The 13,139-nt window shown below is 44.8% G+C and carries 15 protein-coding genes; 8 read left to right on the top strand and 7 right to left on the bottom strand.

From position 1 onward, the window contains the following. Nucleotides 1–4: 4 nt before the first annotated feature. The gene (locus ACQCN2_RS08160) at nucleotides 5–985 is read right to left on the bottom strand and encodes a substrate-binding domain-containing protein (RefSeq protein ID WP_426928394.1); all 981 of its coding nucleotides are present in this window, start codon (nucleotides 983–985) and stop codon (nucleotides 5–7) included. A 118-nt stretch (nucleotides 986–1,103) separates the two neighbouring features. Between ACQCN2_RS08160 and modA (ACQCN2_RS08155) the strand changes: the two genes are divergently transcribed. The 6 genes from modA (ACQCN2_RS08155) (at nucleotide 1,104) to ACQCN2_RS08130 (ending at nucleotide 6,835) form a co-directional block, all read left to right on the top strand. Further along, nucleotides 1,104–1,925 (top strand): molybdate ABC transporter substrate-binding protein, encoded by an 822-nt coding sequence (gene modA, locus ACQCN2_RS08155; protein WP_426928393.1) that lies wholly within the window; start codon nucleotides 1,104–1,106, stop codon nucleotides 1,923–1,925. 258 nt (nucleotides 1,926–2,183) lie between these two features. Then, on the top strand, nucleotides 2,184–3,341 hold the full coding sequence (gene modA / locus ACQCN2_RS08150) for a molybdate ABC transporter substrate-binding protein (RefSeq protein ID WP_426928392.1): 1,158 nt from the start codon (nucleotides 2,184–2,186) through the stop codon (nucleotides 3,339–3,341). A gap of 45 nt (nucleotides 3,342–3,386) precedes the next feature. Continuing rightward, nucleotides 3,387–4,067: a molybdate ABC transporter permease subunit gene (gene modB / locus ACQCN2_RS08145; protein ID WP_426928391.1), complete on the top strand. Its 681-nt coding sequence runs from the start codon at nucleotides 3,387–3,389 to the stop codon at nucleotides 4,065–4,067. A 16-nt stretch (nucleotides 4,068–4,083) separates the two neighbouring features. After that, the gene (locus ACQCN2_RS08140; RefSeq protein ID WP_426928390.1) at nucleotides 4,084–4,755 is read left to right on the top strand and encodes an ATP-binding cassette domain-containing protein; all 672 of its coding nucleotides are present in this window, start codon (nucleotides 4,084–4,086) and stop codon (nucleotides 4,753–4,755) included. A 309-nt stretch (nucleotides 4,756–5,064) separates the two neighbouring features. Continuing rightward, entirely contained in the window at nucleotides 5,065–5,856 is a 792-nt protein-coding gene (locus tag ACQCN2_RS08135) for a sulfite exporter TauE/SafE family protein (RefSeq protein ID WP_426928389.1), read from the top strand. Between the two features lie 97 nt (nucleotides 5,857–5,953). Beyond that, nucleotides 5,954–6,835, top strand: coding sequence for a YitT family protein (locus ACQCN2_RS08130; protein WP_426928388.1), 882 nt, complete (start codon nucleotides 5,954–5,956; stop codon nucleotides 6,833–6,835). Between the two features lie 121 nt (nucleotides 6,836–6,956). On the opposite strand, the gene ACQCN2_RS08125 is transcribed toward ACQCN2_RS08130, so the two are convergent. From ACQCN2_RS08125 to ACQCN2_RS08110, 4 genes are read right to left on the bottom strand one after another with little or no spacing between them, the layout of a single operon-like run. Continuing rightward, the gene (locus ACQCN2_RS08125) at nucleotides 6,957–7,436 is read right to left on the bottom strand and encodes a GNAT family N-acetyltransferase (protein WP_426928387.1); all 480 of its coding nucleotides are present in this window, start codon (nucleotides 7,434–7,436) and stop codon (nucleotides 6,957–6,959) included. Nucleotides 7,437–7,475: 39 nt separating this feature from the next. Next, on the bottom strand, nucleotides 7,476–7,928 hold the full coding sequence (locus ACQCN2_RS08120; protein WP_426928386.1) for a YbaK/EbsC family protein: 453 nt from the start codon (nucleotides 7,926–7,928) through the stop codon (nucleotides 7,476–7,478). Between the two features lie 42 nt (nucleotides 7,929–7,970). Next, the gene (locus ACQCN2_RS08115; protein ID WP_426928385.1) at nucleotides 7,971–8,138 is read right to left on the bottom strand and encodes a hypothetical protein; all 168 of its coding nucleotides are present in this window, start codon (nucleotides 8,136–8,138) and stop codon (nucleotides 7,971–7,973) included. Between the two features lie 44 nt (nucleotides 8,139–8,182). Continuing rightward, nucleotides 8,183–8,791 carry a dienelactone hydrolase family protein gene (locus ACQCN2_RS08110; protein ID WP_426928384.1) on the bottom strand — a complete coding sequence of 203 codons (609 nt, stop codon included), beginning with the start codon at nucleotides 8,789–8,791 and terminating at the stop codon, nucleotides 8,183–8,185. Between the two features lie 215 nt (nucleotides 8,792–9,006). On the opposite strand from ACQCN2_RS08110, the gene ACQCN2_RS08105 reads away from it, so the two are divergent. Both ACQCN2_RS08105 and ACQCN2_RS08100 read left to right on the top strand, forming a co-directional pair. After that, nucleotides 9,007–9,744, top strand: a complete 738-nt coding sequence (locus ACQCN2_RS08105) for an NAD-dependent protein deacylase (RefSeq protein WP_426928383.1) — start codon at nucleotides 9,007–9,009, stop codon at nucleotides 9,742–9,744. Between the two features lie 35 nt (nucleotides 9,745–9,779). Further along, a complete protein-coding gene (locus ACQCN2_RS08100) occupies nucleotides 9,780–10,169 on the top strand; it encodes a DUF2500 domain-containing protein (RefSeq protein ID WP_426928382.1) in 390 nt (129 codons plus the stop codon). Between the two features lie 55 nt (nucleotides 10,170–10,224). Here the strand turns inward: ACQCN2_RS08100 and ACQCN2_RS08095 are convergent, their stop codons facing one another. Both ACQCN2_RS08095 and ACQCN2_RS08090 read right to left on the bottom strand, forming a co-directional pair. Beyond that, complete coding sequence (locus ACQCN2_RS08095) at nucleotides 10,225–12,183, bottom strand: TcaA second domain-containing protein (protein ID WP_426928381.1); 1,959 nt, start codon at nucleotides 12,181–12,183, stop codon at nucleotides 10,225–10,227. 15 nt (nucleotides 12,184–12,198) lie between these two features. Next, nucleotides 12,199–12,933, bottom strand: coding sequence for a hypothetical protein (locus ACQCN2_RS08090; RefSeq protein ID WP_426928380.1), 735 nt, complete (start codon nucleotides 12,931–12,933; stop codon nucleotides 12,199–12,201). Between the last annotated feature and the right edge of the window lie 206 nt (nucleotides 12,934–13,139).

Raw genomic sequence — 13,139 nt, 5'->3', positions numbered from 1 at the left:
CCTTTTACTCCGTCTCGTACACGATTGTGCCCGTTCTGGAGACATCATATCCTCCGATGGCCTGTATCTCCTGTTGAAAAGCGGTGGATTGCAAAATCTCCAGGATACCTTCAATCAACCTTTGATTTTCCTGGGATTTCAGGATGACTAAATCATAGCTTTCCTTGATCATCGGGATGAAATCAACTCCGACAATTTGCGCCGCTTTTTCAATCCCCACTCCGACATCGGCATGTCCCGCCGCAATGACACTGGCTACCCCAAGATGACTTGTTTCCTCTTGATGATAGCCGAATATGCCGTACTTGGATATTTTATGAATACGCAATTGTTCATCTAGTAAGACGCGTGCTCCCGATCCTTTTTCACGATTGACGAGACGCATACCGCTTTGCCCCAGGTCTTCCCATTTACTCAGTTGTTTGGGGTTGTTCTTCTGGACATACAAACCCGCCCACCTGCTCATCAGGTTGACGACCAGATACGATTGACCAACCAGTATTTTACGAATGTAGGGGATGTTGTACTCATTGGTGTCCGCGTCCAGCAGATGGGTGCTAACGACATCGGATTCCCCCTTGTACATGGCGAGCAAACTATTCAAGCTGCCGTTATACGATCGTAAGGGACGAATCCCATTCCCGAGCTTTTCAATTTTGTTCGCCAACAAGTCCAGGCTAATATCTTGACCACTGATGATCACCGCCTGATTCGTTAGAGCATGACTTGATCGTTTCTCTTGATCAGAGACGTTGGGATGTCTTACAGCAGTCGGTTCGGACCAGTTAGGTTGGGGAGCTGTTGGTTTGGTGCCACCCTTCGACCGCAGTTTGTATGCTTCCAAATCTGCGGCATCCACGCGCATTTGCCGACCTACGCGGTATGCGGGCAACTCTCCTTTTTTGATCAAATCATAGACCGTCAGTTTAGAAACACGTAAAATCTGAGCAATCTCTTCGGTCGTATACGAGACCTCTTGGTTCATTCTGCTTTCACCTGCTTTCACAACACTTAACCATCATTACTTATAGACTGTCATATTTATTTATAACTAATTTGAACATAATCCGTTATACTTAAATAAAAAACACCGGAGGTAACATATGTTTACCCGCTTATTACAACTTGGTCTTGCCGCATGTCTCTTACTTATCCCAGTTGGATGCGGCAATGTTAACCCGCAATCGTCACAACCAGCACCCGTTCAAACAAACCAACCTGACCAATCGTCTTTGGCAAAAAGCGAGCTGATAATTGCTGCTGCCGCTAGTTTAACAGACGCGTTGAAAGAAATGAAGCAAACTTTTGAACAGGAAAATCAGAACATCACGCTCACGTATTCCTTTGGCGGATCTGGAAAACTGGCTCAACAAATTACGCAAGGGGCTCCTGTTGACCTCTTCTTGTCTGCTAGCAAGAAAGATATGGACAAGCTTACAGACAACAAACTGGTAGCTCCCGAATCAATTACTACCATCGCCCACAATGAGTTGGTTCTGATTACCCGAAAAGATTCCCCGCTCGCTCTACATTCGTTTGAAGAGATGAATCAAGCCTCCATCCAACACCTGGCCGTTGGAGAGCCTAATAGCGTACCCGCAGGACGTTATACCAAACAAGTGTTAACGAAGCTCGGACAATGGGACAAGCTGCAGTCTAAGCTCGTATTCGGTTCCGATGTGCGCCAAGTGCTGACGTTTGTGGAGTCAGGCAACGCGGACGCAGGCGTTGTATACGCTTCAGATGCACTCGTTTCCAAGAATGTGAAGGTGCTGGCTACAGCAAAACCAGAATGGCATGATCCGATCGTCTATCCGGGAGCGATCCTCGGCAGCACGACACATCGGAAGGAAGCGGAGACATTCCTTCACTATTTGCAGAGTGAGAAAGGGCAAGCCATTCTACACAAATACGGATTTCAATAGTAAACAACCGCATAATGACAGTACAGGTGCTTCTATGGTTGAAATAGAAGCACCTTTTTTTGGTCACTTTCTCGACAAAGATCAGGGAATTCCCTAGTATTCATTATTAAAAAACTAATGTATTATAACTAATTATAATTAGTTATATCCAATTATAATTAGGGGGTGTTTGATCAAGAAATAGATCGCAACGGTGTAGCGGGTTTATCTTCAATACGCAATCTTCAATACGTACATACGATTACAGGAGTGAGGACATTGTTCAGACAATTCAAATCCATCGCATTTTTCGTCTTATTAACTTTTAGCTTATTACTAACACAAGTAACCCCCCTCTTTACCACTCAGGTGGAAGCAGCCAGCTCCATTTCTCTCAAAATTGATGGAAAAACTCAAACCGTCAGTCAGCCGCCAGTGATCATAAACGGACAAACGCTTGTCCCTATGCGAGACATATTTGAAGCATTGGGAGCCAAGGTAACTTACAATCCTTCATCCAAAATTGTTGCCGGAACAAAAGGATCTACTTCAATTGAATTGAAAATAGGCGAAAAAACTGCAAAAATAGACAAGAAGAGCGTCTCTCTTGAAGTTCCCGCACAAATCATCCACAGCAAAACCATGGTGCCAGTTCGCTTCATCAGTGAATCCTTGGGTGCCAAAGTAATCTGGAATTCGCACTCAAGTACAGTGTCGATTGTCACTCCCGCCTTACAGAACCAAAAAGCGGAATTGACCATTTCCGCCGCGGCCAGTCTGACAGACGCGTTAAATGAGCTTAAACAATCGTTTCAAACAGATTTTCCGAACTACCCGTTGACCTTCACATTCGGAGCCTCTGGTAAATTGGCGACTCAAATTCAACAAGGCGCTCCTGCTGACGTGTTCTTGTCCGCTAGCCCAAAAGAGATGGATACGCTGCAATCAAGTAACCTCATTCTTCAAAGCAGCCGTATTATTTTCGCGCATAACCAATTGGCACTTGTCGCTCCAAAAGATACCAAACTGCCAGTTGTCGGTTTCGACCAGTTGAACCCAGCATCGATTCACCAAATGACCATGGGAAATCCAGATAGCGTACCGGCTGGACGTTATGGAAAAGAAACATTGGAAAACTTAAAGCTGTGGGATAGCTTAAAAGACAAGGTTGTTTACGGAAGCGATGTGCGTCAGGTTCTTACCTACGTGGAATCAGGTAATGTTGACGCGGGAATTGTCTTCGTTTCTGACGCGTTAAGCACGGATAAAATCAAAATTCTTGCAATTGCCAAACCGGAATGGCACAAGCCTATTCAATATCCGGGTGCTGTGATCAGTGCTTCCAAGCATCCTGCTCAAGCCGATGTCTTTCTCGATTATTTGAACAGCGCGAAGGGAATCTCCATTCTGCAAAAGCATGGTTTTTATGTAAAATAAGCTTATAACACTTGAATGTAAGCGATTGATAGGACGGTTGCTTTTATGGTACAGACAGACTATACCCCCTTATTCCTATCGTTAAAAGTAGCGGGAATCGCCACGATTCTGGTCTTCTTCCTTGGAGTGGTATTGGCGCGCTTAATGGCTCGTAAAGAATTCTTGGGCAAAAGCCTTCTGGAAGCTTGTCTTTTATTGCCATTAGTGTTGCCTCCTACTGTCGTAGGTTTTGGCTTGCTGCTTTTATTCGGGAAAAATGGCCTGATTGGCAAATGGCTGTTAGAGCAGTTTGACGTGACCATCGTGTTTACATGGGTCGGGGCTGTGATCGCATCGACGATCGTTTCATTCCCGCTCATGTATCAGAGCGCAACGGCTGCGTTTCAAACGGTAGACAAAAAGCTGGAGATTGCGGCTCGCACATTGGGAGCCTCAGAATGGCGGATCTTCTGGACCGTTTCATTCCCGCTGGCTTGGCCAGGCGTGCTTGCAGGGCTTGTCCTCGCGTTCGCCCGAGCTCTTGGGGAATTCGGGGCAACGCTCATGCTGGCGGGCTACATCCCAGGCAAAACCGATACTATCCCGATTGCCATTTATTTTGCGGTAGAAGGCGGGGACATGCAGAAAGCGTCGTTCTGGGTCGTGATCATCGTCGCTCTCAGCTTTAGTACAATCATGTGGTTAAACTGGTGGACCAAGAGCAAACTGCCCGGTCGCCACTCGTGAATCAGGAGGGATCATCATGCTGAATGTCGCCATCCAAAAAGCCTTGTCCCATTATACACTTGATGTCACGTTCACGGTCGCTGATGAGATTGTCGTACTGTTCGGTCCATCCGGGTCTGGTAAATCCACGATCCTCAACAGTATCGCGGGCATCACCCACCCTGATTCCGGCTTCATCTCGCTAGACGATCAGTTCTTTTACCAATCCAACAAGCGACCGCTCCCGATTCAGAAACGAAACATTGGCTACTTGTTTCAAGAGTATGCGCTGTTTCCACATATGAGTGTCGCGCAAAATATCATGTACGGAGCAAAAGCGAAGGGCCTCTCCATCGATTCACCGCTCATCCAGCAGATTCTCGAAGTGATCGGAATTGAGCATCTGCTTAGGAGCTTTCCGTCACAAATTTCCGGAGGCGAAAAGCAACGGGTCGCTTTAGCCCGGGCTTTGGCGTTCCAACCCGACCTGCTTCTATTGGATGAGCCCTTCTCGGCGCTGGATCAAGAAACCCGCTCCCAGTGCCATGATATTTTGTTACGACTTCACCAGCAATGGAGTATTCCGGTGCTAATGGTTACGCACGATGCCAATGAAGCGCAAAAACTCGGCGAGAAAATACTGCGGATACAAAGCGGAAAGCTTGTGACAATTGAAGACTGCTTAACGGCAACATCCCCTGGCGGCTAGCTCGGGGATGTTTTCATTTTGGGCAAAGTGCTATACTTTTCACAGGTGTTCCTTCTCATAAACAATTCGGACACCGAGATGATGATAAGTTTCTACTTTATAGTGTCCATGCTCGCAAATCCTGGCGGAGCAGGTTCGGGTCTTCTCGGATTGAAGCGGTCCGTGGCAGATTGGGCATTTTTCTTTAAAGCAATTCATAAAAAACCTCATCATCGGACATTCCTCATTTATCCCATTAGTTTACTCGGAATTATTATATAGCATTTTTCGGTTACCACATACTATTTTTTTTACATCTTGGGGGTTCCTATGAATTTCGGCGAGATTGCACTCTTGATGGCCATCGGCTTAACCGGTTCGTTCTTCTCAGGTCTCTTAGGCATTGGAGGAGCCATTATTAATTTTCCAATGCTTTTGTTTTTCCCGCTCTGGTTCGGATTTACACCATTTACGTCTCAGGAGGTCTCCTCCATCAGCATGTTTCAGGTGTTTTTCGCTTCTTTATCGGGGGTCCTTGCTTACCGTAAAGCCAAGATAGAGGAAGATCAGCCATCCAACTCGCTGATTTGGTTAATGGGTATTCCCTTGATGCTGGGGAGTCTGGCAGGGGGATTGATTTCTCACTATGTCAGTGGAGAAGCGATTAATGTTGTTTATGGCATATTGGCTCTGTTGGCTCTATTGTTTATGCTCAAACCGGCCAAAGCCAATGACGTTGGCGAACTGTCACCTGTTCAAATCAATAAACCGCTGGCGATTACGCTTACCTCCTTGATCGGCTTGGTAGCGGGAATTGTCGGGGCTGGCGGTGCATTCCTGCTCGTTCCTGTTATGCTGGCGGTGTTTAAGATACCGACGCGTAAGGTGATTTCCTCATCTCTATCCATTGTGTTTCTGTCGGCCATTGGCGGTGTGATCGGTAAAATCATCGCCGGTCATATCCCGCTTCTCCCCACTCTGATTGTGGTTATCGGAAGCTTGGTCGGCGCGCCGCTCGGCGCATTGGTAAGCCAAAAACTAGATGTCAGCGTCCTTCGCTATTTACTCGCGGTTCTAATTGGACTTACCGCACTGAAAATCTGGTTGTCGATTTTACTATAATCTTTTGAATTGACAATCAGTTCATCATCCATCCTTCTTTCGTTATAATGAAAGGAGGAGTTTTTTTATTCCATTTCATAAGGAGGCTGAGTTAACGTTGAATGAAGTCTTAAAAAAGACACAGCACCATAAACTAAGCTTCGGGAAACTTGCCAAGCGAATTATCGCTATATTTTTGGGGGCTTCACTGGTATCCGTTGGTTTGGAAATTTTTTTGGTACCAAATCACATTATTGATGGAGGAATTGTAGGGATTTCAATTATCCTCTCTCACCTGTCAGGGTTGGCACTGGGTATTTTTTTGTTCCTGCTCAATTTGCCATTTTTGCTGATCGGCTATAAACAAATCGGGAAGACATTTGCCCTCTCTACACTGTTCGCAGTTACGACAATGTCCATTGGTACGGCACTCTTGCACCCTGTTAAGGAGTTAACCGAGGATCCGCTTCTGGCGGCAGTGTTTGGCGGGATTATTCTCGGGATCGGCGTTGGTCTTGTCATCCGTTACGGTGGTTCTTTGGATGGTACGGAGATTGTCGCGATCCTCTTCAACAAGAAGCTCCCGTTTTCAGTCGGTGAAACCGTCATGTTCTTCAATCTGTTTATTTTGGGCAGCGCCGGATTTGTCTTTGGATGGGATCACGCGATGTATTCCTTAATCGCCTATTATATTGCCTTTAAGATGATTGACCTCACGATTGAAGGATTTCAGGAGTCCAAATCGGTCTGGATTATCAGTGATCACTACCGTGAAATTGGCGACGTCATTTTGGCGCGTCTGGGTCGTGGAGTTACGTATATGAACGGAGAAGGCGGGTATACCGGTGATGATAAAAAAGTCATCTTCTGTATCATCACCCGTCTGGAGGAGGCCAAGCTGAAGTTGATCGTCGAAGATGTTGACCCTGGGGCGTTTCTCGCAGTGGGCAATATTCACGATGTGCGGGGCGGTCGTTTCAAAAAGAACAGCATCCACTAGCCCGTCCATTCCTATATGAAAAGGTTGAATAACCACCCGATTTTCCGATCCGTCGCAAACAAACGACTCGGATTGTGAAGGAATTTCGGGTAGTGGTTCAACCTTTTTTTGATCGTTTACATTATCGATTGTTGAATTCTTGAACGGGCCCACTCCAGATACGATCCTGCTGGTATCTTTCCGTATAATTGCTTTTCGTATATTCGGCAATCACCTTACGCCAGAATGCTTGCGCGGGCAAATTCTTGGCAATTTGGGCCACTCTCCAATTTCCTCGGTACTGGTCAAACAATTTGGTGGCCACAAGTTTTCCTGCTCCTGTTCGTCGATATTTTCGCATAATGAAGAATTGAGAGATCGAAAAGGTTTCATGATGATCAGCCTTCACTACTGCAAATCCTGCCGTACGACCGTCGATCAACACAAGAAAGGTGGAATAACTCTCATCCATTAAATATTGATCGCTATAATTCACTGAATATCTTCCATGATCATCCACTTCAGCGTTCATGTATTCACTAAAGTCATAGGTGTACAGCTCAAACAGATTGCGCAACGTATCCTTGTGACTACGATTCATGTGTTGTAATTCGATCATCATTCTCTCCCCTTCTACACCTCTATCCGAATGGTCATATCATCACACAGCGGTTACGCTTCCTCCTGAAATGCGAACCAATTGCTCGAATGTCAGCGGCAGCACCGACTCAGGAATCCCTGCTGCCGTGTAGATTCGATCAAACCGTACAAGCGTCTCATCTATGTATATCGGAATCTCCTGTCGCAAGGCAAACGGACAGACAGCTCCTACGATGAAGCCCGTAACCTCCACAACTTCCTCAGGAGTTGCCATCTTTGCCTTATTTCCCAAGAGCTCCTTCATCTTTTTGCTATTGATCCTCACATCACCCGAAGCTACAAACAACGCATACTCTCCTTGTGAAGCAAATAAAATGGATTTGGCAATTTGTCCAACCTCGACACCTAATGCGTCAGCTGCTGCTTGAGAAGTGTGGAGCTCTTCTTCAAAAACAAGCGGTTCAATCGCCGGTTCGTACTGCTGTACATATTCTCGTACTCTTGCGATTGGCATGATGGTTCCTCCTATCTTCATACTCTATTTGGTTCCTACTAGTTATTCTGCTTTTTTATTGGAGCGACTCATCTTTTCGTAAGTCGGTTCATTCTTCGCCCATTCCGTTTGAAGATCGTTAATCGATGCTTCTTCCACTGGCTTGCCGCATGCTTCGCTAATTCCAAGATTTAGTAATTTGGTCAACAGTATTTCTCTTTCTAGCTTCATGATTCTTCCCCCTCTGAGATGTCTTGCCGTTTCAATGATGATTGCTATTTGGGTCTCACAGGTTGAATAAACGCCAACATCTCATCCCACGCGCGTTTCGCTGATTCCTCCAGGTAGTGATTGCTATACTGATCGGCAAAGCCGTGTTCACCCGCATAGGCATTGACGTGTACATTTGCTTTGGTGCGAAGCTCCCTGATTAATTGATGGACATCAAATGAGCTTTCCCGTTCAGGAAACAGCAACAAGCTTGGACAGTGAGGCTCGTGATCCAGATAATCCCTGATTCGTGAGCCATAGAAACCGACCATTTTGTCGCAAAGGCCTTCCTCTTCACTTGCCAACCAAGCAATCGTGGCACCGACGCTACACCCAATGAGAATAATTTGGTCATAGCTTGGACGAAGGGAAATCGCTAATTCTTTTACGATTTGCGCAGCCTGTTCGAACCCTACTTGCTCGGTGAAATAACGATACGCTTCATTCGCCTCGGTATAGTCAAATGGTGGATGTCCCGCTAACAGATCCGGTAGATACACTTTGTATCCCAGAGCTTTCAGCTGTTCACTCCAATCCGTCATATGCCGATTCATTCCGTATATTTCGTGAATTACGAGGATGGCGGTTTGCCCGTTAGAATGTTGTGCTGGCATTGCGTTCTCCTTCCTGAATTCTCCTCTCTCCCTAGCTCCTGTTTGCTTTGGAGTTGCAACTTTTTTTGGAATCTTACGTATCTAATGCTATCACAAATTGGTCGAAGGAGTGAGTATTCCTTGTTCGATAAGCTGTAAAAAATAGCTTACACACGGTTACCAGATTGGTATATTCTTGAAGATAGGGAATCGATCGGATGAAAGGGGTATTTCGTATGCAGCTATCGCACGCCGCACAACTTTTGCAACAAGCGAATCGAATCGCCGTTCTAACCGGAGCAGGTATTAGTACAGAGTCAGGAATCCCTGATTTTCGTTCAGACGCGGGTCTCTGGAATCGCCATACAGAGCATAAGCTCTCGTCAGAGTACTTTTACTATAACCCGAAGGACTTCTGGAAGTTTTATAAGGAATTATTTTCGTTAAAAGTCGCCGAAACTTTTCAACCGAACGCTGGACATCGTTTCCTTGTTGAATTGGAGTCGCTGGGAAAAGACGTAACCATTATCACGCAAAATATTGACGGACTTCATCAAAAAGCTGGCAGCACTCGCGTCTACGAAGTACATGGCAACGCCAAGGGAGCTCATTGTCATGCCTGTATGACCCCTTATCCGCTTGACTACATCATGAAAATGGATGTACCCGTCTGCACCAATGAGTACTGTAAGGAAATCCTGAAGCCCAATATCGTATTGTTCGGTGACGCCGTGCAGGAATTGGAACCATCTGTTGCCGCTGTCGAGAACGCTGACCTTTTCATCGTGATGGGAAGTTCACTTAAAGTAACACCAGTGAACCAGCTTGTACCCATCGCCAATTCCGATTCGAAGCGTCACCTTCTGCTCATTAATCGTGACCCTGCTGAGTTCGAAGAGATGTTTGAGGTTGTGATTCATGCGGGAATTGGAGAGACAGTCAACAAGATAAGAGAGCTGTTCGCTGTTGAATAAACGCAGATTTAATGATAGACATGAGGTGATTTGACTTGTTTGAATCAAATGATTTTCAACCTCCCTATGAGTCTACTTTCTCTCTCTTCTTACATGGGGCTCCGTGGTGGTTTCTGTTGGTTTTCGGCATTATTCTAAGCATCTTTCTATACGCTATCATGAAGGGATTGATCACTTGGTCGAAAAATAACGCGTCTCCGATCCTTACGGTTTCAGCCAAAGTGATTGGCAAGCGAACACGAACCTCTGGAGGCTCTGGTAATTCAAGTGTGAGTACCTCTTATTATTTGACCTTTGAATATGACACTGGAGAGAGAGCTGAGTTTCATGTATCGGGAGACGAGTTCGGCTTACTTATCGAGGGAGATACCGGAACGCTAACCTATCAAGGGACGCGGTATAAGGGGTTTAGAAGGCAACGATAATAAATAGAGAGTACCTATCTCGGGTACTCTCTTCGTATCTAAGTCTTTCCTTACATTACTTAATAGGGCTAAGTCGAACCTGTGAGACATTGCTCTTCTCATCAGAAAAGATGAATGTCACTTCATTTTTTCCCGCAGGATAACTCATTTCATATTTTCCCGTCATATCGTTAATCGATGAGTCTTTTGGGTTACCAAATATCTTGATAAGCTCGTCCTTTTTCAAGGCAATATCTTCAGATACCCACATATCCGCAATTTTATTGGAGTCTTCAGCGGTTTCCCTAAACTCGATATTTCCGTAGTAGTGTCCATTGGTCCCTTCATCGTATTGAACTTCAGGTTTTCCCCACCAATTGTCAATCTTCTTAAAATCATCAGAGAGTCCAAAAACTATTCCCTGAAGCTTTCCCTGCTGGGCTACCTTCAAGAAATTTGAATCGACTTTTAGCTTTCTTGATGCAGGATCAACCTGATACAATTGCTTTTCCTGAGAATTACTGGAGATCGATTGTGACGTAGCAGAAGTTGGTGAACTTCCTTTGTCTAATGGAATAGCCTCGAATTGATCCCGATTCAGTCCCCAACTAAACAATGTCTCGTTTTGCGATATCTTCCACTTTCCGTCCGTCAATTCCAGCGTGTATCGCCAAAACACTTCTTTACTGCCATTCGAGCTAATTTCCCCAGTCGAAACATTCTTCCATTGGTCATCGTATGTTTCGATAACCGGTACTGTCAGATGGGTCGCGTCTTTTAATTTGGCCGATTGATAGTCAATGGCCAAATTCGTGAGCTTACCCACAAAAACCCTCGAAGCAGGTTGAGCAATCTCTTCCGTATATTGGTTTAAAGTTGGCGAATTAGGTGTGAGGAACGGTTTGAGTCCATCCAGATTACTCTTGGACTGAGCATAGATCACCCAGGCTAGGTTGTAATCACGCATCAAATCGCCTACTACCTTCTTAAATTCAGGCGCTTCTGCAAGGGAAGCAGGACATTGAAGCAGCCGGTCTTGTTCACCGAGTGTTTGTTCGTGAGTAATTTCGCCAAATGGTGTGACCACCTTGTACGTTAGCGAAATTGGCATGGTAGGAACTTCATCCAATTCTGCCCTAAAGCCGTTCCATGATTCCTGATACTGTACAGGTATCTGCTTGTCTTTGTAGTAAAGCTTCGTCTCGTTTGAATCGACGCTGATCTCGACTTGTTTTGTAGACAAATGAAGCGGAATGTCTGGATACATCCGTAGTTTCACCTCAAAGGGCGTATCCGCCGTCATGTCCCCAAATAAATCAGATGTAAATCGAGCGACCAACGTATGTTTGCCAGGTAAGAGAGGTCCAATGATATAATTCTTCTGTTCTTCGGACGATCCTTCTATCATTGACTCAATTTGAATCCCCTTTTCCTTCGTCTCTAGCTTAACCTTGTTTGGGACACGGAGCGTAGAGTACGCCGGAGAAATCAGGATTTTGTAATTGTCAAAGAACAACCACTTGTGCCCGTCCTTCACAAACGTCAGTCTTGCTGCTTCTCGCTGCTTGTCATGCTTTAAGGTAACGTCCGGTTTGTCATGTAGGTTATTTGCTGATTGCAAGAAATCTGCTTTATACATTTCTAGCATTCTATTGGATTGAATGTCGGCTAGAATCGCTTTGGCAACCTCTTCGGTAAGTACTGACTTATCTTCTATCTGTTCAGGCAAGGTTAGCTGTTCCAGCATTAGAGCCGAGTTATTCTCCTTAACAGCCCGTTCAAAATTCTCAACGACTTTCTTCGGATCAGCCGAGGCGCTTCCCAGCGTGTAAAAAATAACGCATACAACAACAATCCCGATTACGGGTAAAATTCGTTTCCAATTCCATTGGCCGAGACTCTTCCATTGGAAGGAAGGTACGATTGGTGCTTGTACAGAAGTAGCCACCTCAGTAAAGACAATAGCGGGCTTCCCACACTGATTACAGAATTTCGCATTACGAATATTACTCCCACAATGGTTACAATAACTCATAGACTCCCCCTACCCCTACAAGAAAATAGCCGTAATGAATATGGTGAAGAAAAAGATGAGCGGGATCGCATATACATTTGCCGGCTTGATCCAACCATTCTCACGGAAATAAGCATGTAACACAGTAGGGACAAACAGAAATAATCCAAACAAGTATGGAAATCCAACAATTGCGGAAATTTTTATCAAAAGTAATCCAATTAAAAGTCCAGGAATGATATAAACTTGTGTAATACCGATTCCGTTGCACGCGTGTGTAAAGGATATCTCATGATTCTTACAAATAAATTTAAGTACCGCAAAGGAAACAACAGCAAAGAGTAGCAATTCAACAACGTCATACAGGAATACTTTAAAGAAAATATGATTGGTAAAATCATTCTCCATTACATCGGAAAGATCACCCATCGTCATCATTCCCATACCGAGCATTCGTCCCATTTTTCTAGCAAAGCTATCCAAAATTGATGATAAAATAATGGCCTTAAGCAATGCGCCCAGAACAATCAAAGATATTCCCAAAAACGGATTTGGCAGTTTCCCTACACTTCGTAATCCTGTGTATGGTTGCAAGACAATTTGCTTGAGAATAGGAAGCCATTGATTGAGGTAGTTAGATACCTGATTCAATGCAGGCCCGACTGATGCTGTATCAGCCGCTTGCGTACTAGCGATCTCTTCATTCTCATGCTCCGAACAAAATACCTTACCATCTTCAATTGACTTTCCACATTCGATACAATACGCCATCTCGTGCTCCTCCTGTTTACCGATAATTTTTTCACTTACTCTTTCATTTACGATGGATGCTACAACTATTCGCGAGAAAACCCTCCTTTAGCAGTTGTCATTGGTTATGAATTTTTATGTAAAAAAACACCACAATCCCCAATAATTCTACAAATTCCTCGCTTTTACCTGCCAATAATTAGGCATTTATATTCATATTTTCTTAT

Source organism: Brevibacillus ginsengisoli, from assembly GCF_050113715.1.
GTDB classification, from domain to species: Bacteria; Bacillota; Bacilli; order Brevibacillales; family Brevibacillaceae; genus Brevibacillus_H; species Brevibacillus_H ginsengisoli.
The sequence above is the reverse complement of the archived record's forward strand: the minus strand, read 5'-3'. Positions and strand labels throughout refer to the sequence as shown.

Coding starts and splice junctions, on each gene's coding strand:
- ACQCN2_RS08135 (WP_426928389.1), top strand. CDS start 5,065: ATGAATTTCGGCGAGATTGCACTCTTGATGGCCATCGGCTTAACCGGT.
- ACQCN2_RS08105 (WP_426928383.1), top strand. CDS start 9,007: ATGCAGCTATCGCACGCCGCACAACTTTTGCAACAAGCGAATCGAATC.
- ACQCN2_RS08095 (WP_426928381.1), bottom strand. CDS start 12,183: ATGAGTTATTGTAACCATTGTGGGAGTAATATTCGTAATGCGAAATTC.
- ACQCN2_RS08160 (WP_426928394.1), bottom strand. CDS start 985: ATGAACCAAGAGGTCTCGTATACGACCGAAGAGATTGCTCAGATTTTA.
- ACQCN2_RS08090 (WP_426928380.1), bottom strand. CDS start 12,933: ATGGCGTATTGTATCGAATGTGGAAAGTCAATTGAAGATGGTAAGGTA.
- ACQCN2_RS08120 (WP_426928386.1), bottom strand. CDS start 7,928: ATGCCAATCGCAAGAGTACGAGAATATGTACAGCAGTACGAACCGGCG.
- modB (WP_426928391.1), top strand. CDS start 3,387: ATGGTACAGACAGACTATACCCCCTTATTCCTATCGTTAAAAGTAGCG.
- ACQCN2_RS08115 (WP_426928385.1), bottom strand. CDS start 8,138: ATGAAGCTAGAAAGAGAAATACTGTTGACCAAATTACTAAATCTTGGA.
- modA (WP_426928393.1), top strand. CDS start 1,104: ATGTTTACCCGCTTATTACAACTTGGTCTTGCCGCATGTCTCTTACTT.
- ACQCN2_RS08140 (WP_426928390.1), top strand. CDS start 4,084: ATGCTGAATGTCGCCATCCAAAAAGCCTTGTCCCATTATACACTTGAT.
- ACQCN2_RS08125 (WP_426928387.1), bottom strand. CDS start 7,436: ATGATGATCGAATTACAACACATGAATCGTAGTCACAAGGATACGTTG.
- ACQCN2_RS08110 (WP_426928384.1), bottom strand. CDS start 8,791: ATGCCAGCACAACATTCTAACGGGCAAACCGCCATCCTCGTAATTCAC.